Here is a 25681-nt window from a genome sequence, read left to right as displayed (position 1 = left end):
TCTAGCGGTAGGTGAGCAGCTCGGGGCCTGCCAGGCGCAGGGCACCTACGTCATTGAATCCAAGCAGTGAAAAGCCAGACCGGCCATAGGTGAGATGCGTGGCTGATGCGTTATAGATACGCCGGTTGAGGGCCAGGAAGCCTTCTCCGTCGAGGTGTAGCACCCTAGCCACTGCGCAGGCGATCACCCCCGCTGAAGTGAAGATCACCAGTTGTTCATCAAAAGCGGCTGTTTGCACGATCTGGTGCAGACGGTCGTGCACGCGGCCATTGAAGTGTGACCAGGATTCGAATGATGAGGTGTCTGGTGCGGTGTGGATCCAGTTGCGTAGTGCCTGTTCCAGCTGTAGCTGGAAGTGGCGGCTATTCTGTGTGATCGGGGAGTGCTCTGGTGCGCCATAATGGTGCAGTAGTGTATGGGCACAGTACTCGTTGAAAGCACTGTCCTGGACAGGCCGGGGGGAGTCCTCGGTGGCCAGTCTGGCGGTATCTACCTGACGCTCCAGGGTGCCGCTGTAGGCTTGATTGAAGCGCCATCCAATGTGTTGCCAATGCTCTTTAAGAGCTTGAGCCTGCAGGCGGCCCCGGTCGCTGAGACGATCGTAGTGGTCGCTACCAAACGATGCCTGTCCGTGCCGTACCAGAATCACTTCCGTCATATCTCTCCCATCTATCCAGTCACCCATCTACCAGTTCCAGCCACCATCTACCCAGTGCCTTGTCTGGCGTGCCTCGCTCCCCTCGCGCCCCTTCCCCTCTGTGTGAGTTCGGAATGACGTGCATGATTGACATTTAGTATCTCCAAGGTAACACTAAATACTGCTATGCGAAATATGGTTCCATTTAAATGGATAATTATTTTATCTGCGAGCGAGGTGATAGCTTTGAGAGTCATCCACTCCCTTGAGGAGCTTGACGATAGTCTGGGTCGCCCTCTTGCCTTCAGTGACTGGTTCGAGGTCGACCAGCAGCGTATTGATGCCTTTGCTGCGGTTACCGGTGATCGCCAGTGGATCCATTGCGATGTCGAGAGAGCTGTGTCCGAGTCTCCTTATGGCACGACGATCGCGCACGGTTACCTGGTTCTTTCGCTGATCGTAACCATGGCGGAAAGCTGCTATCGCATCGACGGCTTTAGCAGCAAGCTCAACTACGGGCTCAATCGGACACGTTTCATTCAACCGGTCCCCTGTGGAAGCCGGGTGCGTGCGCGGTTCGTTCCGCAGGCCATTCATTACAAGGGTGAGGGGCGCTATCAGTTGGTAACCGATGTCGCCATTGAGCTTGAGGATCGGCAAGAACCGGCCTGTGTGGCTCAGTCGCTCACCTTACTTATGCCTTGATAGCCATCATTTCCTGTCCAGGTCGCACTAGTTTCTATTCGGAGTGAAAATGATCGATTTCTTAAATCTCGAAGGGAAGGTCGCGCTGATCACCGGCAGCAGCCGTGGTATAGGGCGCAGTATCGCTGAAGTCTTTGCCCAGCAGGGGGCCAAGGTGGTGATTTCCAGCCGTAAACCGGAACCCTGTGCTGCCGTAGCGGAGGCGATATGTGAACAGGGTGGAGAAGCGATCTCTATTCCTTGCCATATCGGTGACAAAACCCAGCTTGAAAACCTGGTGGAACGCACACTGGCTGAATGGGGACGGATCGATATTCTGGTCTGTAATGCGGCCACCAACCCCGTGTATGGCCCTATGTCGGAGCTTACTGACGAAGCCTATGACAAGATCATGGATACCAACGTCAAGAGCACCTTCTGGCTGTGTAATAGCGTGTTGCCGAAGATGGCGGATCAGGGCGGAGGAAACGTGATTATGCTCTCCAGCATTGCCGCCTTGCGTGGCAACACGACCATCGGTTGCTATGGCGTGTCCAAGGCAGCGGAAGCGGCCTTGACACGCAACCTGGCAGTCGAATGGGGGCCGCGTAACATTCGGGTTAACTCCATTGCCCCGGGTGTGGTTGAAACCGACTTTGCCAAGGCCCTGGTGGAAGACCCTGTGCGCAAGCAGCGTGCTGAGACCAGGACCCCGCTGCGTCGCCTTGGCCAACCCATCGATATCGCCGGAGTGGCCCTGTTTTTAGCCAGCCCCATGTCGAGCTATGTCACCGGCCAGGTGGTCGTGGCTGACGGTGGCGAAACCATATCCTGATGAGGTCTAGCCATGAGTAAATCACAACCTGTCCTAGGCCCGGTCCAGCAAAGTCACCGGTTTGACGAAGCGGCTCTGCAGACCTATCTCCGTCACAAGCTACCCGGTGCCGAACAGGAAATCTCGGTACAGCAGTTCCAAGGTGGACAGTCTAATCCCACCTTTCTGCTGACCACGCCAGCGGGTCGCTATGTCCTGCGTAAGAAGCCGCCCGGCAAACTATTGCCATCGGCTCACCAGGTCGAGCGTGAGTACCAGGTGATGACCGCATTGCAGGGGTCGTCCGTGCCTGTCCCGGTGACTCGTCTGCTATGTGAGGAAAGCGAGATCATCGGCACACCCTTCTACATTATGGATCATGTCGAAGGCCGGGTACTGGACATGCCGAACCTGGCTGATCTGTCTGTCGATGAGCGGAGTGGAATTTATACCTCCATGGCTGCAACGCTAGCTAATCTTCACTCCGTCGATTGGCGACAGATCGGCTTGTCGGGCTTCGGCAAAGAGGGAGACTACTATTCCCGGCAGATTCAGCGCTGGTCAAAGCAGTACCTGGCTTCGTGCGACGAACCCGCCGGTGGGCCCGAGGGGGCTGCTGCCATGGCCCGGCTGATGGAGTGGCTACCGCATAATATTCCTGACGATGCCACCACGGGGATCGCTCATGGTGACTACCGTATCGGCAATCTCATTATCCACCCCCACAATCCCGAGGTTAGTGCGGTGCTGGACTGGGAACTGGCCACACTGGGACACCCCCTGGCTGATCTGGCCTATTGCTGTATTCCTTACCACCTCCCCAGCGGGCAGAGTGGCATCAAGGGGCTTCAGGGGCTCGATCTCGCAGCCGCTGGCATTCCTTCCGAAGCGGCGTTTATCGAGGCCTATTGCCGAAGCGTTGGACGTGGTGAAATCCGGCATTGGAACTTCTATCTTGCCTTTTCCCTGTTTCGTCTGGCCGCCATTCTCCAGGGGGTCTATTCCCGTTCACTACAAGGCAATGCCAGTTCGAATAATGCACGCCAAGTGGGGGCACGTGCAGGCCTATTGGCTGTCACCGCATGGAAGCTGGCGATGAATCAAGAATAAGTCTACCGCTCCCCATTAAGCGCACATGGATCTTAGTAAAGACACAGACTGCGGTTCGATTAGGTGTCGTCTTCCTCGTTGTCTGCCCAGTGCTCCATGGCGCGTTTGTCGTCGGGAAGTCGCACTATATCGCCTACGGTAAGCTTGAAGTGTGAATCGTGGTGGCGGCCATGGCGGTCGAGAATGGCGGCAACACTGCCGATGCTGACGGTATCATCTTCGCGGTAGGCCTCTACCTTTACCCGCACAATACGGCCTTGGTAACGGGCGGAAAGCATGGCTCCTGGGTAGGGCGGAGTGTAGTCAGGGTCATTTTTAAAGTACTCCATCACGCTAGCGCTGCCTGGATCATCCCATTCGATATGCTTATGCATCGCAGTATCCTTAGTAGTGAGTGATAAAGTGGATAGAAAATAACTGCCTACCTTCAGTGTAGATAATGTTGGTGGGGTACTGCCAATAGGGCATTCCAACGGTGTAAGCAGTGAAGGGGATAGAGGGCGGCCTCTTCTGTATGTACAGCAAAGGCTAACGGGCTAAATCAGTCAGTGCTTTACTCTACCAGCACCTTTGGGTGCCCCACATACTGAAACATGAAGTTTAGTGCGGCTGGTAGGCTGGCTCGCCATACACGCCACGTGTGGCCGCCAGGGTAGAGGTCTAGCCGTACGTAACCCGGTTGAATACGTTCCATGGCTTGGCGTAGCAGCCGGGCGTGGAATTCTGCATCGTATACATCACTGCGCCCCGCGCTTATATAAAGCGGTACGGGGGGGATATCGCTAGTAGCTGAATTGGGCCGTGGCGTTACGTGAATACGGTACTCTTCCAGATGCGCGTTATAGTTGAGCCGTTCCCATAGGCTTTGGTCGAACTGCCCCTGCTCGTTTAAGAAAGCGGGGTGCCGGTTGGCTGAGGAGTTGGCGGGAGGCGCTGGTACGTAGCTAGCAGGGCTTAAGGCAGCAACAGCGGCGAACATATCGGGGCGCTCCAGGGCAAAATTAAGTGCACCAAATCCGCCTGCTGAGAGCCCGGCAACACCGCGTAGATGGCGAGTGTTACCTACGTTATAGGTGCTTTCGATATGCGGTAGCAGGTCGTTAAAAAAGGCGCTGCGGGCGGGTTCGTTATAGCCATCTACCCACCAACTGCGGCTACCCGGCATTACAAAGACTGCAGGGGGAATGTGCCCAGCGCTTATTAAACGGTTGGCTACCAGGGGAAGATTACCGCGGGTTGCCCAATCCAGCTCGTTACCAAACGAGCCGTGTAGTAGGTAGATAACCGGGTAAGGGGCTGACGCATCCTTGTCATAGCCATCGGGTAAATAGATTGTATAAGGGTAGCTGTAACCTAGCGTGGGTGAGAAGAACTGCTCGCGGGATATATCGCTAGCCATCGCGTAACTGCTGAGTGCCAGCCAACCGGTAAGCGTAATTAGACAGCGCCAAACAAGCCGGAAAAGAGACGCTAAGGGAGTGATGAACACATTGCCTCCAGAAATTAAATTACGTTACAAACATCGTACAGCACATCAGGTAATGTTATGCGGCACGTTCTTAGCGTAGCAGGGTGTTCTCTCGTCGGGAGGCTGGATGCAGAAGGTTGAAGAAATTTACTGGTTACGTGCTTATGGTTGTGTCGCTGTTTTCTTATTTCACTGGCTCGACCATATAAATCAGCGTGTTGATAATGTGGTTACCGATCTGATGCGGATCCCACTGGTACTTGGCACGCCTATCTTTTTATTTATTTCGGTATTTGTTTTTGCCATTCGTTACAACAAACAAGTACCGCCGGGGTTTCTAGGGCAGCGAGTTAAGTACGTTATGCTGCCGTACTTAGTATATGGGTTTATTTATTCTACGGCTGAGTGGGTGCGCTTACTGAACAGTGATGAGCCGGTGGGATTTATTAGCAATGCAACGGAGTATTTTATTTTTGCAGGCTGGCATGGCTACTTCTTGATCGTTGCCATGCAATTTTACACGGCCTATTGGCTGTTTACCCGCTGGCAGCTGTGGCGCTTTAACCCGGAACCCTGGCTGTGGGGAAGCTGTGTCGTAAGCATGGCCTACTGGGGGCTGGCTTATTGGCTAGAAGTGGCGCCGCCTGGCTATTTGCTGTGGATTGCCCCATTGGGTTGGGTGTATCTCTTCTTTTTAGCGCTAGTATTAGTGCGCTATTACCTGCCCACACCACCATCAGCGCCTCAGTCGCAGCCAGTTCAACTGCCGGCTTGGGTGAGTGTATTGGCTTGGCCAGGCTGGCTGATCGGGATGGTTGCTTGCATTGTGATGGCAACCTTTGCCGGATGGTTGGCCTTTTCATCTAAAGAGGTATGGGTCATTCCCTTTTTCGTGTTGTTTACACTGTGGGCAATGCGCTACCTAAAGGGGCGCCGAGCACCTGCCTGGGTACGCTATATCAATGCATATTCGTTTGGCATCTATCTTGCGCACCCGATGTTTTTTGCCATCACAGATTTTATAGTAGGGCCTTCAACTCTTCCGCTCGTAGTTTATGCGGCTTTGCTCATCATAGTGGGCAGCGTAGGCTCTGTTTTGCTGAATAAAGCAGCTAACACTACCACCCTGGGCGCGATGCTCTTTGGTAAGCGCCTTAAGGTCTGAAATCCCCTTCGTCACTGCGTGCAATCGCGCTGGCGATAAGTGTCTGTGGCAAGCGTTTGTGATAAGTGCTTGTGATAAGTGCTTGGCTAGAGACTTAAGCTAGAAGAGTGTTGTGCGTAACCAGCGGCATCCTTGGTAAACAAGCCGGGCTGCGAGCGTAGTGTTGCGCTACTAATCGTTTTCAAGCGTGTTGGGCATGCGTAGAGCCGCTGTAATAAATCTTCTAGCGAGGACTCGTCTAGCTCAGGGTCAAACCCTCCTAATCGCTCTAGCCATGTGCGCCTAATGACGAGGTAGGGTGGTACTGAAGCAGAAGCTTTCACTAAACGCCGTAACAGGCGTGCAGAAAAGCGTGGTGGGACGTTAAGAATGACTAATGCATCTAGCAGTGTAGAGGTGTCCAGCTGTGCATAAAGTGTGCTCCATAATTGAGAAGCTACGGGCTTTTTGCTCAGCGCGATAAATAGCCACTCGGCTTGGCTGATGTTTGCTGCTTGGTTAATGCGCGCTCCCAAGAGCTGTGCCGGTGTCACCAAACCGCGTGCATGGTAGCGCTGCTCTATTTGGGCCAGCCGTGTATCGGCACATGTGTTAGTGACGATAATAGGTAATAGGTGGTCTGCATGACCTGACTGCCGAATGGCGCGTAAGTGGCGTGGTAAACAGGACCCCGTTACTACTGCATCAACAATAAAGCAGACCGTAGCCATAGAGGGAGCTTCCTTTTCATTGAGTGCGTTATTTAGAGTGTGTTTTTGTAATTAAGTGTAGCCATCTGTTTCGTCAAGTGGCAAGAATTAAGTTTTTCCTCACCTTGGCATTGCTTTATTTTCTTTCTGCACTTGAATGGTGCTTGTGGGTGAGTTTTTGCTTTGTTTTGGTGCATTTTGCACTGAGAAGGGGAGTTGGAGGCCTGCTGCTATCGTTTAATGCAACATGAAGATGCATGTCTAAGGAATTTTTAGTTCAATATATACAATGGTTTGCTGATTTTTTATGCCATCTTGGTGCAACGTTGGCATGCTCTGTGCTTTATGTTGAGCAGCGGCTAGCGTGTCGTAGGCAGGTGCCCTTCGGCGTGCTACAACGATAGCCGGTTTGAAATGATCGCTGGACGCTTTGTTATCCACTGTCAGGCAAACGTTGAGCGAAGAAGAATGACAAACGTGACACATGCCTTTAGCGTGTTGAATGATTTGTCGAATATCACTTTTATCGAAAGCTTACTGTTTACGCTTTAAGCCACGCTCATACCGGAGGACACTATGTCAGCCAAGACTCTCGCGCTAATCGAAGAACATGATGTTAAATGGGTAGACCTGCGTTTCACCGACACGCGCGGTAAAGAGCAGCACGTCACCGTACCGGCACGGGACGTGGACGAAGAGTTTTTCGAGAACGGTCAGATGTTTGATGGCTCCTCTATTGAGGGCTGGAAAGGCATTAACGAATCCGACATGATTCTTCGCCCTGAAGATGGCACCGGCTTCCTCGACCCCTTCACCGAAGACGCTACCCTGATTCTGCGTTGCGATATCATCGAGCCTGCCACTATGCAGGGCTATGACCGTGACCCGCGTTCCATTGCCAAGCGTGCAGAAGCTTATCTGCAGTCCACCGGCCTGGGCGACACCGCCTTCTTTGGCCCTGAGCCTGAGTTCTTCATTTTTGACGAAGTACATTGGAAATCTGACATTCAGGGCTCCATGTACAAAATCACGTCTGACGAAGGTGCCTGGGCGACCAGTAATCAGGTAGAAGGTGGCAACTTGGGTCACCGCCCGCGCGTTAAAGGTGGTTACTTCCCGGTTCCTCCGGTTGATAGTTTCCACGATATTCGTGGCGCGATGTGTAACACCCTGGAAGCGATTGGCCAGACCGTTGAGGTTCACCACCACGAGGTTGCTAACGCGGGTCAGAACGAAATCGGCGTTAAATTCAACACGCTGGTGAAGAAAGCTGACGAAGTTCAGGAAATGAAATACGTGATCCATAACGTGGCTCACGCTTACGGCAAAACCGCGACTTTCATGCCGAAGCCGCTGGTAGGCGACAACGGTTCTGGTATGCACGTACACCAGTCGTTCTGGAAAGATGGTCAGAACCAGTTCGCGGGTGACGAATACGCAGGCCTGTCTGAAATGGCGCTTTACTACATTGGCGGTGTTATCAAACACGCCCGTGCCCTAAACGCCTTCACTAACGCGTCTACCAACTCATATAAGCGTTTGGTACCAGGCTTTGAAGCGCCGGTAATGCTGGCCTACAGCGCCCGTAACCGCTCTGCCTCTATCCGTATTCCGTACACCGCTAGCCCGAAAGGCAAGCGTGTTGAAACGCGTTTCCCAGATCCGACTGCCAACCCGTACCTGGCGTTCTCTGCCTTATTGATGGCCGGTATCGACGGTATTAAAAACAAGATTCATCCTGGCGATGCCATGGATAAAAACTTGTATGATCTGCCGCCAGAAGAAGGTAAGTCAGTACCGACCGTTGCCAACAGCCTGGACCAAGCGCTGGAAGCACTCGATGCAGACCGCGCGTTTTTGACTGAAGGTGGCGTGTTCACTGACGAAATGATCGATGCTTACATCGACCTCAAGATGGAAGAAGTGGAGCGCATCCGCATGACCACTCATCCGATTGAGTTTGATATGTACTACAGCTGCTAATAAAGGCTCACCCTTGTGGTGTGTGCTTAGCCTAAAACCCCGCCACGGCGGGGTTTTTTTGTTGCAAGCGGGAGAGACGCAGCAGTGACCGGGTGCAGAAACGCACAGAACCAGTGAATATTATTATTACTGATGATTAGAGGTGCACTTTTTTGGTGCATGATAGTGGCCAGGAAAGTGCTGCAATGCGCTATAACGATCCGCTCTGCCCAGCGGGCATGCTCCCCAGCCGTGCAATTAGGCGTTTGATGATAATTGGCGTGGTTTTTGCAGTTCTCCTTGCATGATTGGCTGGGTGCTTTTTTAGCTGAGTCTTCAGTTCCGCTGCTAGACGAATTCATCAGCACATTGGTTCGGTTTATTACTTCAGCTCATTATTTCAGGAAACACCATGTATCAACGTTTATTAGAGCATCTCACTACTGCAGTACTATTGTTGGACGGTGAGCTACGTGTTTGCTGGATGAATCCTGCTGCTGAAGCATTGCTGGCGGTTAGTTTAAGCCGTGTACAGGGGATCAGCCTGGATACATTGCTAGGCAACGGTGAAAGCATTGATGAGGTGCTGGCCAAAGCCCGGGATGCGTTTCACCCCTATACCCAGCGCGAGGCGAGAATTACCCCGCTCAATAGCGAACCACTCACGGTGGACTACACCGTCACGCCGCTGTCTGAAAATGAGCTGTTGTTGGAAGTCGAACCCCGAGACCGCTTAATGCAAATTTCCCGGGAAGAGGCGCTAACCACGCGGCAAGAAACTATCAAAACATTGGCACGTGGCCTGGCCCATGAAGTTAAAAACCCACTCGGGGGGATTCGCGGTGCTGCTCAACTATTGGAACGCGACTTAGACGATCCAGCGCTACGTGAATTCACGCATATTATCGTTGAAGAAGTGGACCGACTGCGAGACTTGGTGGATTCCATGCTCGGCCCTAATCATATTGTTAAACATGAGCCGGTCAATATTCATAAAGTACTCGAACGGGTGCGGGCGCTGTTGATTGCCGAGCACCCCGAGGTGACAGTGAGCCGCGATTATGACCCTAGCCTACCTGACCTTTCTGGCGATGAGTCACAGATGATCCAGGCGGTGCTTAATGTCGCTCGTAACGCAGTTCAGGCGATGAGCGATGCGGCCACCCCTGCGCCTTCGCTAACGTTACGTACCCGTGCCAGACGCCAGTTTACGCTTGGGGCAGAACGCCACCGATTAGTCAGTGAAGTAGGGGTGGTTGATAACGGCCCCGGCATCCCTGATGCATTACGTGAAACGCTTTTCTATCCAATGGTTTCTGGGCGCGCCGAAGGCAGCGGCCTAGGGCTATCCATTGCTCAGTCAATTTTGCACCAACATCAAGGATTGATCGAATGCGACTCACGACCCGGACACACCGAATTTCGTTTACTGATTCCATTGGTTGTTAATTTTACCGGAGAAGCGTCATGACTGAGACGACACGTACCGATGTTGCACGGGTGGTCATCGTCGACGATGATCGCGCCATCCGTTGGGTGCTGGAGCGCGCACTGGCGCAGCCAGACCTGCAAGTGGAGTGTATTGAGCGGGCGGACACGGCGCTTACGCGCCTGTTAGAGAACCCGCCGGATGTGCTGGTTACAGATATTCGTATGCCCGGTATCGACGGGTTAGACCTAATGTCACGGGTGCGAGACGCTCACCCAGACTTACCCGTTATCGTGATGACCGCTCACTCTGACTTAGACAGCGCGGTTGCCTCCTACCAAGGGGGGGCATTTGAATATCTGCCGAAGCCGTTTGATGTGGATGAAGCGCTTGCATTGGTAAGACGTGCCGTTGCCCATGCCCGTGAGCGTCAGCGCCCGATTAGCGTTCCTGAAGGCTTGAATGCCGAAATCATCGGTGAAGCACCTGCCATGCAGGAGGTTTTTCGCGCCATCGGTCGCCTCTCCCACTCGCATATCACTGTCCTGATTAATGGTGAGTCAGGGACTGGTAAAGAGCGTGTTGCCCAGGCACTACACCAACATAGCCCTCGGGCGGTTAAGCCGTTTATTGCGCTGAATATGGCTGCAATCCCCCGTGACTTAATTGAGTCTGAGTTATTTGGCCATGAAAAAGGGGCCTTTACCGGTGCTGCGCAACAGCGTCAAGGACGCTTTGAACAGGCCAACGGCGGCACTCTGTTTCTGGACGAAATCGGCGATATGCCTGCTGAAACGCAAACGCGGTTGCTGCGGGTACTGGCTGATGGAGAGTTTTACCGCGTGGGCGGGCATACACCGGTAAAAGTTGATGTGCGCATCATTGCGGCCACTCACCAAAACCTGGAGTCCCTGGTTGATGAGGGGCGCTTTCGGGAAGATTTGTTTCACCGTTTAAATGTCATCCGGGTCCACCTGCCGCGCCTTGCTGAGCGTCGGGAGGATATTCCCCGTTTAACGCGCCACTTCCTTGCCGAAGCGGCAAAGGAGCTTGCGACGGATATCAAGGTGTTAACCGCAGAAGCGGAGGCTCATCTAACTCGCCTGCCATGGCCGGGTAACGTGCGTCAGTTAGAGAATATCTGCCGCTGGCTAACCGTGATGGCCTCGGGCCGTGAAATCCTGGTCGAAGATTTACCGCCTGAGTTGCGTTCGGTAGGCACGTCGGAAAGCAGCGCCTATGGCGATTGGCGTACAGCGTTTCGCGATTGGGCGGACCATGCCCTGGCAGAAGGACATACTCACTTGTTGGAAGAAGCCGTGCCGGATTTTGAGCGAATTTTAATAGAAACTGCGCTTAAACATACCGGCGGACGAAAGGGGGAAGCGGCGGAACTATTAGGCTGGGGGCGCAATACGCTGACCCGTAAACTCAAAACCCTGCTGCCCGCACTGGCGGATGAGTAACAAGCTTTGTTGGGGCTGCTAAACGTTCTGATTCGTTTTTGGCCCCGCTAATAAAACAGCGCCCGCTGCTTTTAACAAGCAGCGGGCGCTTTAGCGTTAGACGGGTACCTCTTATTCGTCGGCGCCGGGCACGCCGCCTAGCTCTTCAAGCAGGGCTTTGTAGCTTTCTGACTGTGCAATTAGTGTTTGGGTGACTTCCTCTTCAGGGAGGTAGACCACCGGCATTAAGATGCGCTCTTCGGTAATCTCAATAAAGCGCTCGTCCTGGGTGGCGGCTTCCAGTGCTTCTGCCAGGCGCTCAACGTGGGCGTCGGGGGTGTTTTTAGGCACCATCACCACACGAATTTCTGCCGGATTAATGTCATAGCCAGCTTCTTTCATGCTGGGTGCATCAGGGAATGCCACTAAGCGCTCTTCCGCAAGGCTGAGCAGTACCGGCATTTCACCAGACTCTGCATAGCCTGAGTGCGTACCGCCGCTGTAGGCAAAATCAACATCGCCAGAAAGAATCAGCGGGGCCATGCCTGCACCCCCAGCAGTGGGAACGATGCGCAGCTCAAGGTCTTCCTTCTGGGCAATGTATTCAATGATCATACGATCAAGTGCGGTTTGCGTGGCGTAGGTAGTGCCAGGGTTTTCGCGTGCGTACTCAACCAGCGACTCCCAGCTGTCGCCAAAGGGGCGGCCTTCACCGGTTACGATGGCAGACTGGCCCAGAGTCACACCTGCTACGTAGCGGAAATCATCAAGTTGGTAGGCGGTTTCGGTTGCCAGCGGGCCATAAGTGATGGTCATTGAGGTGCCAAAAGCAAAGGTGTAGCCCTCATCGCGGTTGCTGGCTAAACGGGTTAACGCGACCCCACCACCAGCACCTGGTTGGTTAACAACGTTAACCGGCTGCCCCAGCTCTTCTTCTAATACGTTGGCCAGCACGCGGGCTTGAATATCGGTGCTGCCACCAGCGCCAAAACCAACCACTAGCGTAAGTGGCTTACTAGGAAAGTCATTCGCTTGAGCGGTGCTGACGCCGATAGCCAGAGCCGCAGAAAGAATTGCTGTGCTAAGAAGTGTTTTTTTCATGGTGCCATTTCCTCAATAATTGTTAGGAATCGTTTTTATGGTTCGTTTTTTCTAATTTTTTTAGAATGATTTTTAAAAATCTTTTTATCGTGGTTGTGGTTGGGTTGAAAACAGCATCGCTACGCAGAAACCAAGCGACGCTGGCGGTAAGTACGATAGCCACTCCAGGCAAGGTGTAGCACCATCAGGCCTGTTGCGACGACAAAGAACAGGGCGATAGGTCGTTGCAGCAAAATGCTAATTTCTCCGCCGGAAAGGATCACCGACTGACGCAAATTCATTTCCAGCATAGGCGTCACAATGAAGGCTACTAAGAAGGTTACGAAGGAGTAGTCGTGTTTTTTAAGGAAATAACCAAAGATGGCAAAACCAAATACGGTCAGTAGACCAAAGGTGCCGTACCCCTGAACTTGTATGCCCGCCAAGCACAGGAATATAACGACCGGAATCACAATGTTTTGCGGCACGTTAGTCACTTTGGCAAAGATACGTAACCCGTACCAGCCCACGGCCAGCATGATAAGGCTGGCAATCACCATGCCTGCAAAGATGGTAAACAGCATTTGTGGGTGGTCGCGTAGCATCAGTGGCCCAACCTGAATGCCGTGAATCATAAAGGCACCTACCAGCAGCGCAGCAGAAACACTGCCGGGGATACCTAAACCGAATAGCGGAATATAGCTTGCGGGGATAACAGCGTTATCCGCTGCTTCCGCTGCTGCAATTCCGTTAGGGTTGCCTTTACCAAAACTATCGGGATCTTTTGCTCCCCGCTTGGCAAGCCCATAGGCCATAAACGAGCCAACCGAAGGGCCGAGGCCTGGCAGTGCACCTACAAAGGCGCCTACGCCGGTGCTTTTAAAGATAGTAGGCAGTGTCTTTTTGAATTCGCTATAAGAGAGATCGTCATCGGGATTGTGCCCAAGGCGAACGGAGCTGCCGCCTTTGGTACGCCGATACTCATCTAATTGCACAAACATTTCGGAGAGCGCCAAGGTACCAATTACCAAGGGAAGAATCGGTACACCTTCCATTAATTCGGCGAAGCCAAAGGTAAAGCGCATTGCCCCTGTTTCTGGGTCGAGGCCGACGGTGCCTAAGATAACTCCCATGCCGCCAGCGGCCATACCTTTTAAGAACGAGCCACCGGCCATGCCTGCAATAAATACCAAGGCAAAAATCAGGATAGCCGCCAGCTCATAAGGGCCGAATTTAAGCGCAATAGAGGCAAAAGGGATAACCACAGCGATCAGCAGCAAGGTGGAGAGCAAATCGCCGATAACGGATGCCAGCAGGCCCACCTTGAGCGCTTTGCGTGGCTGGCCATTTTTAGCCATGGGGTAGCCGTCTAAGCAGGTAGCGGCTGAGGAAGGCTCGCCAGGGGTGTTGAGCAGAATAGCCGAAACGGCGCTACCCGCAGCAGTGCCTTTTGAAAGGCCAATGAGAAAAGCGATAGCCGCATAGGCGGACATATAAAACGTTAGCGGAATGGCGATCGCGATAGCGACAGAGCGGTTTAGGCCAGGAATAACGCCCACCAAATAACCTAACAGTACGCCGCCTAAAATGACGCTGATTGAGTGCAGTGTTAAAGCATCGCCAAAGGCACTTGTGATGGCACTAAGTTCAGGCATATCAGACCACCCCTATGCGCATTAAATGGACTGTTAGTAAGTAGAGTGCTGCGGTAGGAATGGCCGCTGCCAGCAGGATGACATGCCATCGTCGTTCGCCAAGCAGCGCAACGAGCGTGCCTACAATAAAAGGCGCGAGCCAGGTAAGCGGCAGAAATATTGCCAGCACAATAAAGAAGAGAACGTATAAGAAAGGCCAAGCTTGGTGCCAAACGTTGGTTAATGGCGGTAATTGAAACAGCGAGGATCGGTGTTTCCTAAGCGTTATCAGGCTACCTATTGCAAGTGCTGCGGCGCATATCAGCATTACCCACGCACCTAGCGTGGCGAGGCGTTGTGGGTGCATACCAAAAGCCATGCCTGACCCACCGTATCGGGGAATAAGCCACATCAATAGCCAGCAGGCAAGTAACGTAACTCCCAGGCCAGACCACAAATTTTTCCGTTGCATTTGAGTTTCAGTCGTCATAGCTATTTTTATCGACAAAAGTTGAAGGCTCATACCCTATGAGCTGAGACAGCGGGGATCAATTGGTGATGGCCTGGCGTTTAAACGCGACAATCAACGCTACGCTCTGTATATGCTCAATAATGGTGCAATTTTGAGTCGACTATAAATTTGCCTACAGATTGGCCACTAGGATTGTCCTGCAGTAGGCTCGATGCCGTCAGTCGGACTCTTTTGGTTGTGCAGGCAGGATGAAGACAGCGTCTGCTAATGCAGGGGGTGGTGTCTCGCAGTGTTGGCGTTCCCAAGGTAACAAGCTTAAGCTGCGTTCCACGCCCATTCCGCTGAGCTGGTGCGCAACGCCCTCGTTATAAACGACGTGACCCAGCCCCATTAAGCCAACGGCTAATGCGCCGCCTTCTGTTGCCTGGGCAAGCCCATGGGCCATGGCGACATCCCAACTTAATTGAGCGTCAATGAAGCGGGTCAGTTGCTCAGGGTCGTTAACATCCATGGCATGCTGCTCAAATGCCTGTTGAAGCCTCTCTTTGTAGGTGTCGCTGGCAGTGAGTGGAGCAGGTATACCGTGGCGTTGATCTGAGGGAATGTTCACAAATCCCTCTTCTACTAGGCGCCGACGCAAGTCTGGTGTGATGTTTAAGGCCACGAGCGGGATCTGGTGTAATCGTGCGAAATGCAGAATGGGCAGGTAAAGCTCAGAATCAAAGCCCCATGTTTCTTGCCATTGTGTTTGCTCTAGCAGCTCTTCTTCGCTTAGCGCGCCTGCCACCCAGTTATCCAACACGGGTTGTGTACTACGAGGCAGCATTTCCAACCCAATGACCATGTTTTCACGCAGTGCGTGAAGCCCTGCCAGGGTACTCAGCTGCCATCGGTGGTGATCAATGGCGTCATGCTGTTCGCCTAGTAATACCACCTGTTGTTGGGCCGCCTGGGTGAGAAGTGCGCTATGGGAAACAACTTGCTGTGCTTGCCACCATTCACCGGGTGAGGGGCAATTTGCCGCTGCGCTAAACGGTGTTAAACCCAAACAAGCGATCAGTGCTGTGATGACTAAGCGGGAACCCTGTGCATTGAAGCCCTGTGTATTGAAACGCCGTATATTGCGACCCTGTGGCATTGAAATCCTATTACTTGGCAGTTGTTAAACGATTTATTTCAGACAGTATTGCTTCGGCTTCTTCCGTTAAAGTGGCATTGGCTCGCATATCGCCGTTGCGAGATGCCTCCATGGCCGCTTGTAATTTACGCTCATACGCCTGCTGAAGCTTCTTCTTTGGGTCGCGCTTAAATAGTCCGAACATGTGAGCACTCTCCTAATGGATGTATATTATTTGTATATGCTTGTAGAGTGCTTGTCGAATATTTATTGAGATTCGTAAATAAAGGTGTGTCAGCAGGGACGGTTTAGCGCAGCGCACTGAACCAAAAAACGCTCGAAATCGCTCAGAATAGTATCGAGACTGTCATGCAAACGGTGGTCATCGTCGACCATGCGCAGCGATAGCCGCTGCAAACGGGCGTGCTCGATAACTGGACCGGGTGCCACAACGTCGTCCCGCCATCCATGAATGATGTGCGTTTCTGCGGCTTGAATAGTGAGCGATGTTTCTGGGTAGTCGGGCAGGCCCAGCGCTGGTGCTAGTAAAAAACAGCCCAATACAGGTTGCTGGGCGCTGACCGCAGCGCTTAGCCAGCCGCCAAGGCTTGAACCTGCCAGTACACAGTTAGCCAAGCTATCATGTCGGGAAGCTATGGTAGCCAAAAGGTGGTGCAAACGCTGTTGAGGTTTGGCCATGCCCCGGTAGTCCATAACGACCGGCTCACAGTTATCCAACTGTTCAGCGATGCCGTTAAGCGCTTGGATCTTTAGTGCGCCGGGGCCACTCTCCAAGCCATGGGAAAGATAAACAGTCATCATGGTGGTTTAACTATCCGCTGTGCGCTGGATAGCCTCGCCGCCTTTTTCAATATCTTGTCCCATCCCTCGAACGGTATTGCAGCCACTAATGGCTATTAACGTTGCCATTAACAAGACGCAGAGCAGCAGTGTGCGTTTCATTGAGGGATTCCTTCCGAAGTCGTAAGCCCAACGTGGGCGAAGAGGTTCATTAATCAACATAAGCTCAGTTGGCGAACTACGCCACTGGTTTAATGTGCAAGGTGGGCTTTTGACAAGCTATTTTGTCCCATGTGTCAGTTTTATACATAAGAATCTCTCGTTTAAATACCTATGAGATAATTGTGTGTCAATGTATTTTATATTAAGAATATGTTTTTATTGGTTTTTTATTTTTTTAGGGGAGTGTTGGCTTAGTGTGTGCAGGTAGCTAGGTAAGTAACCTAAAAATAGGTGATCATTTTAAAAGCCCTCGGTAAAGTTCTGTTTTAAAAGCTCTAAAATTCACAACGCATGCCAGTTCAGTATCAGTAAAGAGAGTCAGTAAAGAAAGCTAGAAGAGGTCAGAAGAGAGAGTTAGAAAAAAGTCAGAAGTTAAAAATGAGGTAAATAGACCAGAGGGCAGCGAGTACAGAAATGGCGAGCACAGTAAAAGTTCGGGCAAGTTGACAGATAAGACAGGAAGGCATGGAGCCTAGTTGTTGAAAAGGAAGTAAAAGGACACTCAGCTTGCCCGTCCCTATCAGCGCACGAAAGCGCTGGTCATCAAGGCCACGGAACGGCAGCGATGCAAAATAACCATCTTGTTCACACAAGGTGGTTTTTTTGTGCATTTTGTTCACAGATAACCTTTTGATGTCCCTGTGTTTTTAGAATTTAAAACCATTTTGCATAACTTTTGTACAGATAAAGGAGATACTTTTGGTCTATGCTTCCCTGTGAAGCAATTTTTAGCGGTTAGAAAACGTCAACGCAGCGGCCGCGCATCTTCAGGGACAAGTGTTATGGCAATGGTACTGATGTTATGCATGTTCGTGCTGTTTCTAGTGTTCTCAGGGCTTGGGTTGTACATGATGTTTAAAACATCGTTTCTGGCGACTGCAGAAGATATGGACGATATGCCTCCTGATATGTGAGTACTGAACATCGCTAAATTAACGCCCGCAACTGCGGGCGTTAATGTTTAAAAAGTGAGATCACTTACCTGCTTTATGCCACCTTCCTTTTCCACGTTCAGGCACCATACGGCCAAAATAGAGAAGCCCAAAGGTAAGCCAGCAGATGGTTAAAATGCCGGTAAAGATGAGTACTGACAGCGCTCCGAATTGGGCGATCAGCGGCAGTGCAGCAGCTGTAAATAGGCCACCACCGACGACCGGTTCGAACATCAACTGCTTATAGCCAAAGCTTTCTAATGCACCTGATTTATTTTTAGGGTCAGCCATCTTCATCAGCAGCAGCCCCGTCACGGTTACCCCCATCGATTGGCCAAAATCGCCAATACCGCGTTCAAACCAGTTTTCCGGTATCACCCTGGGAGCAATGACGATCAATACGAAGAGCGACCAACCAATGCCTGCCAGGGCAAGTAGTAAGAAAGGCACGAAGTAGTCGCCTAGTGTGGTGAGCGAAAGAGTGGCCAGGGCGGCAACGATAGTAAAATCGAGTGCGGTGCCTGCAATTCGCGACATCGTTCGGGTGGATACATGGCGTTCAAGGCCAAAGCGCATAACGCACAGTTGGACAATAACGCCCCCAATCATGGCCACTGGGAAGAGCGGGACGTGCGCTAATATTTCAAGCCCGTCGTTGCGCGCCCAGGTCACCTGCTCTATCCACTGTAAGGCGGATAGCAGCAGCCAACCGATGACAATGGCTATGCCCACAAGGCCAATGTGGAGGCTAAGAGGGTCGGTTGTGCCCGCTTCTTGCATCAGGTCCTTCTTAAACTCGCTGAACTCTTCGGTAGATGGGCGCTCATCGTTGCGCATCAGCTCATCTGGGTCCTCTTGCTCGCCATCTAGCTTTACTACTCCTTTACGAGCGGCAATATTGATCATTACGGTGCCGATTAACACACCAGAAACAATACCTACGGTGGCAAGCCCTAGTGCCAAGTCTGCCCCTTCCTCAAAGCCTAAGTCTGCGAAGGTATCTGCCATGCCTGCAGCGGTTCCATGGCCGCCCTCAAAACCAATTTCTATGAGCGCACCCACCATTGGGTTCATGTTAAAAATGGGTACCAGAACTAAGAGTGCGAGGGTAAGCCCGACAACATATTGGCCCCAAGCCATGGTTTGCCCGACCACTACCTGCGGCCCTGCGCGCAGCCAAATTGTGCGTAATCCGGGAATAGCGGTGCCAATAAAAAGTGCGGCAAATACGACGTTAATCAACAGGCCCGGCAGGGCTGCCCAGCTTTCCTGAACATAGGCAGGAAAAAGCCCAGGGCTCTCGGCAAAAATCGGCGGCATAAACCGGCCGATTACATCAGGGCCAAGCAACAGTAGAAGTAGCCCACCTATTACGGAGCTAGGCAAGAAAAGTCGTCGTAGCCAGGGTAGCCATAGGCGTAACGCGTTACTTAACAGCAGAACTAGCGCAATAATCACTAGCGCAATAAATAGCTCACCTACTGACATGGTCATCCCATCACTCCTTGATGAATAACAAAGGCCGAGCAGGGCCCGGCGGTATCGTTACTTCGGCCATATCAGCAATATAGTCATGAACAGCGATATAGTCATGAACAGCGATATAGTCATGAACTGCAATACAGTCATGAACAACGTTATCGCCAGGAGTGGTGCACACGTAATGGGGCATACAGGATTGCGCTGCCCCGCAAGTGCCAGAATAGTAGGGGGCAAGCGCTAATGGGCGAGCGTTAACCCATCATATAAAGGCCGATTAGCCCGAAAATGTAGCCCATGGCCCCTCCTGCCAATACGTCGCTGGTGTAGTGCAGCCCAAGCCCTACCCGCGACACCGCGATCAGCAGCGAAAGTGGCAGGACAATAGGGAGTAACCATGGAGTATGCGCTGCTACAAAAACGCAAAACATGACGGCGTGCATGGTATGGCCGCTAGGGAAGCTGTAGCGATCACGTGCTGGCTCACCGCAATGCACGCCATTGCGGTAAGTAATAAAAGGCCTTTCACGGCAAAGACGTGTTTTGACAAACCGGTAAACGATAATCGCCACCAGTGCCGTCGCGGCGTATTGTGCTAGGCGCCACTCATGCTGAGGTTGTAGCCAGGGTTGTGCGGCAATCAGCGCAACCCATACTGGCCAGTCACCTAGCCTGCTGGCTGTTTGCAGGGTAAGCCGCCAGGGGCGATAGAGGCTAAGTAGCGTGACGCGTTGGCAAAAACGCCACTCCCATAGGTCAAGACGATCGAATACGGCAAGTGGGCGTGGGCGCATTGTGGCTCTCCTGGGCTTGAGAAAGATAACGTGCGAACTGCTCAGCGATGCCTGACCAGCTCTGTTCCAATACCTTTAGTCGGGCAACTCGGCCGAGGCGAGCGTAGTCCGCCGGGTGTTGGCATAGCTCTACAGCCGCTTGTGAAAAGGCGGTGGAGTCTCCTGGTGCAACGGTAATGCCGTTGTGTCCGCTTTGGATCAGCTCAGCACTGGCGGCATGATGGTAGGCAACTACCGCAAGCCCGCTTGCCATGGCTTCACTAATCACATTGCCCCAGGTTTCGGAAAGGGAAGGAAACACAAAAATATCAGCGCTTGCGTAGTGGCGTGCCAAGGTTTGTTTATCTACAAAACCAGTGAAATGGGCATCGGGTAGTGCTTTTTGTAACTGAGTGCGGCCTGGGCCATCACCGACAATTATCTGGGCCATATCAGGACAAGCGTTGCGCATGGCTTGCAGGGTTTCTTGTAGTAGCGCTAGATTTTTCTCAGGCGCTAAACGCCCGACATAAAGGGCTACGGGCTGGTGGTCTGATACTCCCCATTGGCGGCGTAGCTCGGCATCACGGTGGGTAGGTGAAAAGCGCTTACCATCAATGCCACGCGACAGCACATGTACTCCCTTAATCCCCTGCTGCTGGAGTGTTTTTGCCTGCTGGTGAGTGGGCACTAGTGTTAACGCGCAGCCGTTATGGAAGCGGCGCAAATAACGGTAGGTAAGCGCTGATAGCCAAGGCACACCATAATCGTGGCAGTAATGGTCAAAGTTAGTGTGCCAGCCCGCAACCAAAGGGATATTCAGCCGCCGCGCAGCTTTGCGGGCAGCCCAGCCCAGTGGACCTTGGGTGGCAAGATAAACAGTGTCAGGGCGGTATTTGCGCCAAAAACGGCTTATTTTAACGGAGGAGGCTAGCCCCACCTGCACTTCGGTATAGCCGGGTAGTGGCAGCCGCTGCACCTGTAGCTCGTTAGCCACATGTTGTGCTTCACCGGCTACCCTGGGCTGAGGGCGTATTACATCCACTGTAACGCCCTGTTGGTACAGTTCGCGACATAGTCTGCTCAGAGTGTGAGCAACACCGTTAATATCAGGTGACCATGTTTCACTAACGATACAGAGCCGCATGAGCGATTCATCCCTTTATCACGTTTGAATGTAGTGTGAACAGGCTGAATGACACTCAGGAGTCAGATCGGTGAACAAGTGATGACACCCTGGCATTCTTCTGCACAGCATTGGCTGCCCCTGGATGCGCATAACAGGATTTAGAAAAGTGCCTATAGAAAAGGAAGCACTGGTAGAAAAGTACTTGTAGAAAAGTACTTAAAGAAAAGTACTTATAAAAAAATGCCTACAGATGGCGGCATACAACTGGCAAGTGTATAGATGTTCTATTCTTGTCATTATCATTATGCAAAGAAGCAGGGATCCAAAATGAAAGCGACTGTTGTCATTACGGGAGCTAACCGGGGTGTCGGTTTAGCACTGGCGGAACGCTACTCTGATACTGGTTGGCGCGTGCTAGGCGTTTGCCGTCAGTCGTCGGCAGAGCTGGACCGCGTGGCTGATCTGGTGATCGACGGGATTGATGTCACCCAACCTAATGACGTCGCCCGGCTAGCTGAGGCGCTGAATGGCCAATTGATTGACCTATTAATTAATAATGCCGGGCTGCTACGTGATGAGCCGCTGGGTAGTATTGATTTCGACAGTATCCGCGATCAGATGGAGGTCAATGCCTATGCGCCGCTACGAGTGGTCGAAGCATTACGGCCAAATCTTAAAAAAGGCAGTAAAGTCGCAAATATCACTAGTCGGATGGGCTCAATAGCGGATAACGACTCTGGTGGTCGCTATGGCTATCGTGCCTCTAAAGCCGCTCTTAATGCGTTTGGTAAATCGTTGGCAATCGATTTGAAGCCGCAAGGCATTGCTGTGGCACAACTTCACCCTGGCTATGTGCAAACACGCATGGTTAATTTTGGTGGATTGATCAGCCCCCAGGAGGCTGCATTAGGTATTACCGCACGCATCGAAGCGCTTACGTTAGATAACAGTGGCGGGTTTTGGCATAGCAATGGGGACTCACTCCCCTGGTGATGGTGGGCGCATTGGGCGTGCGCGCTTTTTATCGCGCCGCCGTTGCCTGGCAATGGCATTGCCATTAGCAAGTTGAACTAAGTACGCTATTTCCTCATCGCTGAGAGGCGAGCGTGGGTGGTTAGCCACTCTTGTCACCGTTTTGTCAGGCTTTTATGGCACGCTAACAATGAACCATGACATCAATATGAAAGGAGTCATCAAGATGCTTTTTAGCCGCTCTGGTATTGCGCTAGGGACCGCCTTATTTGTCACTGTTTCCCCCGCATTTGCAGATAACTACACTCTTACGCTGTTTCACACCAATGACTTACACGGACGGACCGACCAGTACCCACAGTTAGTCACCACGCTAAATGAAGCGCGAGAGCAGTATGGCGAAGGGTTATTGCTGGATGCTGGCGATATTTTTTCGGGCACGCTCTACTTCACTGAGTTCCAGGGCCAGGATGCCCTGGAGTTTATGAACTTAATGGGCTACGACGCGTTTGTGCCGGGCAACCATGAGTTTGATTTGGGTGATCCAGATGAGGGGCATCAGGCACTCGCAGCGTTTTTTGCAGGTGCGGAATTTCCCATTTTAGGCGCCAACCTGGATTTCTCAGCAGCCCCTGAGTTTGCTGACATGCTGGGTGAACCGGTCAGTTCAGACCCTCAAGCGGGAATGCTCTATGACGGTATTATTGTTGAGCATAATGGCGAGCAGATTGGCATCTTTGGGTTAAGTACACAGGATAGCGAGACGATTTCAAGCCCTGGCCAAATCACCATCAGTGATTATCGCCAAGCCGCTGAAGCCATGGTGGCAAGCTTTGAAGAGCAGGGCGTGAATAAGATCATCGCCCTGACGCACCTTGGCTACGATAGCGACCCCAGCGTGGGTAACGATCTTCTCTTGGCCGAGTACGTCGAAGGCATTGATATTATTATTGGTGGCCACAGCCACACCAAAGTATCGCCACCGACCTTGCTGACTGAAAACCGTGCCGGTGAAGCACTCTCGCCGACGGTGATTGGTCAGGCGGGGGAGTACGGGCAATATATCGGTGTGATGCAGGTTACCTTTGATGCTGATGGGTTAGTGGTTGATGTCAGTGGTGAGCTGCTCGCTGCCGATGAGCGTGAGGCAGACCCTGATGCAGCGGAGCGCCTTGAACCCTACACGGCTGTGATTGAAGAGCTACGTGATACCCAAGTCGGGGCCAAGGTGATTGCAGCACTGCCCAACCCACGCCATGGCCGTGGTGATGAGCGCAGCGTTCGCGCGGATGAAACCGCGCTGGGTAATTTAATTACCGATGCTCAGCTTTATGCCGCACGTAAAGTGGCGCCGGAAACTGTACTGGCGATCCAAAACAGCGGCGGCATTCGTGAAGCACTTGAGAGCGGCGATGCGTCGGTGGGTGATCTGATCGCTGTGCAGCCATTTGGTAACCGGCTCGCGCTACTTGAGGTTACTGGTGCAGAGCTGCTTGAAACGTTCGAAATTGCTCTAGCTGACGCTCCTGCTGAGAACGGCGGTTTTCTGCAGGTATCTGCAGGTGTTGAGCTGGTATACGACAGCAGCAAACCAGCGGGTGAGCGCGTGGTTAGCCTGAAAGTAGCTCAGGAAGGCATTCAGGATGGTGCTCAGAAAGAAGCCATGCAGGCCATTGATCCCGAGCGCACGTACACTATCGCTACTAACAACTTTACGGCGACTGGCGGTGATAGCCACGCGGTGTTAGGTGCTGTTTATGAGGATGGCCGTAACACTATCGTCGGTAACACCGACTGGGAAATGCTGCGTGACTACATGGTGTCGCTTGGGGAGGTGGATTACCAAGTTGAAGGGCGCATAGTGGATCTTGTTGAAGTAGAGGATCTTGTGGAAATAGAAGATCTTGCTGAAGCGAACTAATTGGCAATAAACCCTTGAAACCAGGTCTTTGAAACCAGCACCTTATGGGCCGTTGCGATAGAACGGAACGGCCCAGTGCACTCACCTTCTCATTCATTAATGATGCTTTCAAAGCCTCCAAAAATGAGCCGCTTGCCATCAAACGGCATGGGGTTAACGTCCATTTGCAAACGTGGATCTTGCATGACCTTAGGCATAGCCTCATCGCGCACGGCTTTGGAAGGCCACTCTATCCATGAAAAAATAACGCTTTCGTCATCTTTGCGCTTAACCGCCATGGAGAAAGAGGTAGTATCCCCTTCCGGTACATCATCTCCCCAGCACTCTACCACTCGTAGCGCGCCATGCTCCTTGAAGACCACAGCAGCAGCGCTGGCATGTTCAATAAATTGAGATTTATTAGCGGTTGGCACGGCAGCGACAAAGCCATCCACATAAGGTTGGGCGATAGTACTCATAGTGATGCTCCAGTGTCTGTTTTGGGAGGAAGTTCTCGAACGGGGCGTACCTCAATGCTGCCCAGGCGAGCCGGGGGAATACGACTAGCGAGCTGTAGTGCTTCATTTAAGTCGTGGGCTTCGAGCAGATAGAAACCGGCCAACTGCTCTTTGGTTTCGGCAAAGGGGCCGTCGGAGATCAGTGTTTCTCCATCGCGAACGCGTACCGTGGTGGCGGTTTCTATTGGTTGTAACGCTTGGCCAGCCAAGTAGTTGCCATTAGTGGTTAAGCGTTCCACCCCAGCGATGCACTCCTGGTTTAGGTCGTGCCAAGCCTGGTCGCTCATGGCATTGATTATTTGCTCCTGGTAATACACCAATGCAACGTACTTCATGGAGTGCCTCCTTCATTGGCTGGCTGACAATCGTCTGATGACACATTAATCATCCAATTGACGCCAAACCGATCGGTTGCCATGCCGAACCCTGGAGACCAAAAGGTAGCCTCGAAAGGCATGGTGATTTCGCCACCTTCCGCTAGGTGTGCGAAGGTGTTTGCGGCCTGTTCTCTATCCTGGTATTCCATCTGAACATGAACTCCCTGCGGTGGTGCGTATCTCTCTGGTGCTATGTCCGCCCCCATCAGGCGCCGACCACGTAGGTTGAGTGAGGCATGAATAACGCGGTCGTGAAACGAGGATGGTGTATGTTCTGCTGCTGGCGTTTCCCCATAAGTCAGTAGACTCTCCAGATGCCCGCCGGTCACATCGGCATAAAACTGCATTGCCTCTCTACAGGTGCCGGGAAAAGCAACATATACGTTCAGGGTGTCTGGGATTCGGGCGTGAGTGCGGTGCTGTTCCAGTCCTGCTCCTGGTTCGAAGTCCTCCAGCGAGAAGTAGCGGCGTAGCTCAAGCGTCACGTTGCCATTGGCATCCATGGTGGGCCACTGTTGCGCCCATTCAATGGCATCCTGTAGTGAAGGGGCTTCTAGCACGCTATAGCCTGCAACACGCTCCTCTGGGGGAGATAAGGGGCCAGGAATAATGGTAGGCGAGCTATTCTCGAAGCGGATAAGGCAGCCATCACTGGTTGGCCGTAGGCCATTGCCGCTGATAAACACACCAGCCTGAATCATGCGCTGGTTATAGGCGGCCATGGCGGCGAGCATTTCCTGTGATGGTAGCGCTCCATTTTCGGTATTGGCGTCGGCGCGGCGTATCAGCATAAATTTCATCGAGAGCCTCCTTGATGGTTAGGGGGGGTACTCTCTCTAGTCGTTTAATGCGTCCACAAATCGACATGGCGG

Annotated in this window: 29 protein-coding genes; 10 read left to right on the top strand and 19 right to left on the bottom strand. The window is 52.4% G+C overall.

The annotated features are described in order from the left end of the window. Position 1 precedes the first annotated feature (1 nt). Positions 2 to 658, bottom strand: a complete 657-nt coding sequence (locus CPA45_RS06225) for a histidine phosphatase family protein (protein ID WP_165771512.1) — start codon at positions 656 to 658, stop codon at positions 2 to 4. Between the two features lie 174 nt (positions 659 to 832). Between CPA45_RS06225 and CPA45_RS06220 the strand changes: the two genes are divergently transcribed. The 3 genes from CPA45_RS06220 to CPA45_RS06210 are packed head-to-tail and all read left to right on the top strand — an operon-like array spanning position 833 to position 3245. Further along, entirely contained in the window at positions 833 to 1342 is a 510-nt protein-coding gene (locus CPA45_RS06220; protein WP_096650822.1) for a MaoC family dehydratase, read from the top strand. A gap of 49 nt (positions 1343 to 1391) precedes the next feature. Continuing rightward, a complete protein-coding gene (locus CPA45_RS06215) occupies positions 1392 to 2156 on the top strand; it encodes an SDR family NAD(P)-dependent oxidoreductase (protein ID WP_096650731.1) in 765 nt (254 codons plus the stop codon). A 12-nt stretch (positions 2157 to 2168) separates the two neighbouring features. Further along, positions 2169 to 3245: a phosphotransferase gene (locus tag CPA45_RS06210; protein ID WP_096650730.1), complete on the top strand. Its 1077-nt coding sequence runs from the start codon at positions 2169 to 2171 to the stop codon at positions 3243 to 3245. A gap of 59 nt (positions 3246 to 3304) precedes the next feature. Here the strand turns inward: CPA45_RS06210 and CPA45_RS06205 are convergent, their stop codons facing one another. Continuing rightward, complete coding sequence (locus CPA45_RS06205) at positions 3305 to 3619, bottom strand: hypothetical protein (RefSeq protein WP_096650729.1); 315 nt, start codon at positions 3617 to 3619, stop codon at positions 3305 to 3307. Positions 3620 to 3798: 179 nt separating this feature from the next. Further along, positions 3799 to 4644 carry an alpha/beta hydrolase gene (locus CPA45_RS06200; RefSeq protein ID WP_165771511.1) on the bottom strand — a complete coding sequence of 282 codons (846 nt, stop codon included), beginning with the start codon at positions 4642 to 4644 and terminating at the stop codon, positions 3799 to 3801. Positions 4645 to 4840: 196 nt separating this feature from the next. Between CPA45_RS06200 and CPA45_RS06195 the strand changes: the two genes are divergently transcribed. Continuing rightward, on the top strand, positions 4841 to 5878 hold the full coding sequence (locus CPA45_RS06195) for an acyltransferase family protein (RefSeq protein WP_096650727.1): 1038 nt from the start codon (positions 4841 to 4843) through the stop codon (positions 5876 to 5878). An 86-nt stretch (positions 5879 to 5964) separates the two neighbouring features. On the opposite strand, the gene CPA45_RS06190 is transcribed toward CPA45_RS06195, so the two are convergent. Beyond that, the gene (locus CPA45_RS06190; RefSeq protein WP_096650726.1) at positions 5965 to 6588 is read right to left on the bottom strand and encodes a hypothetical protein; all 624 of its coding nucleotides are present in this window, start codon (positions 6586 to 6588) and stop codon (positions 5965 to 5967) included. A 555-nt stretch (positions 6589 to 7143) separates the two neighbouring features. On the opposite strand from CPA45_RS06190, the gene glnA reads away from it, so the two are divergent. From glnA to glnG, 3 genes are all read left to right on the top strand, one after another. Next, complete coding sequence (gene glnA, locus CPA45_RS06185) at positions 7144 to 8550, top strand: glutamate--ammonia ligase (protein ID WP_096650725.1); 1407 nt, start codon at positions 7144 to 7146, stop codon at positions 8548 to 8550. Between the two features lie 391 nt (positions 8551 to 8941). Then, positions 8942 to 10000 carry a nitrogen regulation protein NR(II) gene (gene glnL, locus CPA45_RS06180; protein WP_096650724.1) on the top strand — a complete coding sequence of 353 codons (1059 nt, stop codon included), beginning with the start codon at positions 8942 to 8944 and terminating at the stop codon, positions 9998 to 10000. Continuing rightward, the gene (glnG, locus tag CPA45_RS06175; protein ID WP_078089913.1) at positions 9997 to 11424 is read left to right on the top strand and encodes a nitrogen regulation protein NR(I); all 1428 of its coding nucleotides are present in this window, start codon (positions 9997 to 9999) and stop codon (positions 11422 to 11424) included. The genes glnL and glnG overlap by 4 nt, the downstream gene beginning before the upstream one ends. A gap of 111 nt (positions 11425 to 11535) precedes the next feature. Here the strand turns inward: glnG and CPA45_RS06170 are convergent, their stop codons facing one another. From CPA45_RS06170 to CPA45_RS06140, 8 genes are all read right to left on the bottom strand, one after another. Then, positions 11536 to 12504: a Bug family tripartite tricarboxylate transporter substrate binding protein gene (locus CPA45_RS06170; protein WP_096650723.1), complete on the bottom strand. Its 969-nt coding sequence runs from the start codon at positions 12502 to 12504 to the stop codon at positions 11536 to 11538. Positions 12505 to 12623: 119 nt separating this feature from the next. Further along, positions 12624 to 14138 carry a tripartite tricarboxylate transporter permease gene (locus CPA45_RS06165; RefSeq protein WP_096650722.1) on the bottom strand — a complete coding sequence of 505 codons (1515 nt, stop codon included), beginning with the start codon at positions 14136 to 14138 and terminating at the stop codon, positions 12624 to 12626. Position 14139: 1 nt separating this feature from the next. Further along, the gene (locus CPA45_RS06160) at positions 14140 to 14589 is read right to left on the bottom strand and encodes a hypothetical protein (RefSeq protein WP_244287537.1); all 450 of its coding nucleotides are present in this window, start codon (positions 14587 to 14589) and stop codon (positions 14140 to 14142) included. 217 nt (positions 14590 to 14806) lie between these two features. Then, a complete protein-coding gene (locus tag CPA45_RS06155; protein ID WP_096650720.1) occupies positions 14807 to 15727 on the bottom strand; it encodes a ChaN family lipoprotein in 921 nt (306 codons plus the stop codon). A gap of 10 nt (positions 15728 to 15737) precedes the next feature. Further along, on the bottom strand, positions 15738 to 15911 hold the full coding sequence (locus CPA45_RS22615) for a DUF6435 family protein (protein WP_106408410.1): 174 nt from the start codon (positions 15909 to 15911) through the stop codon (positions 15738 to 15740). A gap of 89 nt (positions 15912 to 16000) precedes the next feature. Further along, positions 16001 to 16528: a YqiA/YcfP family alpha/beta fold hydrolase gene (locus CPA45_RS06150; protein ID WP_096650719.1), complete on the bottom strand. Its 528-nt coding sequence runs from the start codon at positions 16526 to 16528 to the stop codon at positions 16001 to 16003. 6 nt (positions 16529 to 16534) lie between these two features. Then, positions 16535 to 16669 carry an entericidin A/B family lipoprotein gene (locus tag CPA45_RS06145; RefSeq protein WP_096650718.1) on the bottom strand — a complete coding sequence of 45 codons (135 nt, stop codon included), beginning with the start codon at positions 16667 to 16669 and terminating at the stop codon, positions 16535 to 16537. Positions 16670 to 17094: 425 nt separating this feature from the next. After that, positions 17095 to 17349, bottom strand: a complete 255-nt coding sequence (locus CPA45_RS06140; RefSeq protein WP_133066775.1) for a hypothetical protein — start codon at positions 17347 to 17349, stop codon at positions 17095 to 17097. Positions 17350 to 17511: 162 nt separating this feature from the next. On the opposite strand from CPA45_RS06140, the gene CPA45_RS23170 reads away from it, so the two are divergent. Beyond that, positions 17512 to 17643 carry a hypothetical protein gene (locus tag CPA45_RS23170; RefSeq protein ID WP_279628797.1) on the top strand — a complete coding sequence of 44 codons (132 nt, stop codon included), beginning with the start codon at positions 17512 to 17514 and terminating at the stop codon, positions 17641 to 17643. Positions 17644 to 17703: 60 nt separating this feature from the next. On the opposite strand, the gene CPA45_RS06135 is transcribed toward CPA45_RS23170, so the two are convergent. From CPA45_RS06135 to CPA45_RS06125, 4 genes are all read right to left on the bottom strand, one after another. Beyond that, complete coding sequence (locus CPA45_RS06135) at positions 17704 to 19155, bottom strand: sodium/glutamate symporter (protein ID WP_096650716.1); 1452 nt, start codon at positions 19153 to 19155, stop codon at positions 17704 to 17706. A 4-nt stretch (positions 19156 to 19159) separates the two neighbouring features. Next, positions 19160 to 19333, bottom strand: a complete 174-nt coding sequence (locus CPA45_RS22800) for a hypothetical protein (RefSeq protein ID WP_165771510.1) — start codon at positions 19331 to 19333, stop codon at positions 19160 to 19162. A gap of 61 nt (positions 19334 to 19394) precedes the next feature. Continuing rightward, positions 19395 to 19934 carry a phosphatase PAP2 family protein gene (locus CPA45_RS06130; RefSeq protein ID WP_096650715.1) on the bottom strand — a complete coding sequence of 180 codons (540 nt, stop codon included), beginning with the start codon at positions 19932 to 19934 and terminating at the stop codon, positions 19395 to 19397. Further along, positions 19897 to 21060, bottom strand: coding sequence for a glycosyltransferase family 4 protein (locus tag CPA45_RS06125; RefSeq protein WP_096650714.1), 1164 nt, complete (start codon positions 21058 to 21060; stop codon positions 19897 to 19899). Before CPA45_RS06125 ends, CPA45_RS06130 begins: the two co-directional genes overlap by 38 nt. A 309-nt stretch (positions 21061 to 21369) precedes the next feature. On the opposite strand from CPA45_RS06125, the gene CPA45_RS06120 reads away from it, so the two are divergent. Both CPA45_RS06120 and CPA45_RS06115 read left to right on the top strand, forming a co-directional pair. Next, a complete protein-coding gene (locus CPA45_RS06120) occupies positions 21370 to 22035 on the top strand; it encodes an SDR family oxidoreductase (RefSeq protein ID WP_096650713.1) in 666 nt (221 codons plus the stop codon). A 205-nt stretch (positions 22036 to 22240) separates the two neighbouring features. After that, complete coding sequence (locus tag CPA45_RS06115) at positions 22241 to 23935, top strand: bifunctional metallophosphatase/5'-nucleotidase (protein WP_096650712.1); 1695 nt, start codon at positions 22241 to 22243, stop codon at positions 23933 to 23935. A gap of 89 nt (positions 23936 to 24024) precedes the next feature. Here CPA45_RS06115 and CPA45_RS06110 read toward each other — a convergent pair whose 3' ends face one another. The 3 genes from CPA45_RS06110 to CPA45_RS06100 are packed head-to-tail and all read right to left on the bottom strand — an operon-like array spanning position 24025 to position 25609. After that, on the bottom strand, positions 24025 to 24393 hold the full coding sequence (locus CPA45_RS06110; protein WP_096650711.1) for a DUF1428 domain-containing protein: 369 nt from the start codon (positions 24391 to 24393) through the stop codon (positions 24025 to 24027). Then, positions 24390 to 24767: a YciI family protein gene (locus CPA45_RS06105; protein ID WP_096650710.1), complete on the bottom strand. Its 378-nt coding sequence runs from the start codon at positions 24765 to 24767 to the stop codon at positions 24390 to 24392. Before CPA45_RS06105 ends, CPA45_RS06110 begins: the two co-directional genes overlap by 4 nt. After that, entirely contained in the window at positions 24764 to 25609 is an 846-nt protein-coding gene (locus CPA45_RS06100) for a VOC family protein (RefSeq protein WP_096650709.1), read from the bottom strand. Before CPA45_RS06100 ends, CPA45_RS06105 begins: the two co-directional genes overlap by 4 nt. Positions 25610 to 25681 lie beyond the last annotated feature (72 nt).

The organism is Vreelandella nigrificans (assembly GCF_002374315.1).
GTDB classification, from domain to species: Bacteria; Pseudomonadota; Gammaproteobacteria; order Pseudomonadales; family Halomonadaceae; genus Vreelandella; species Vreelandella nigrificans.
Note: the sequence above shows the minus strand (reverse complement) of the source record. Positions and strands in the feature narration are given on the sequence as shown.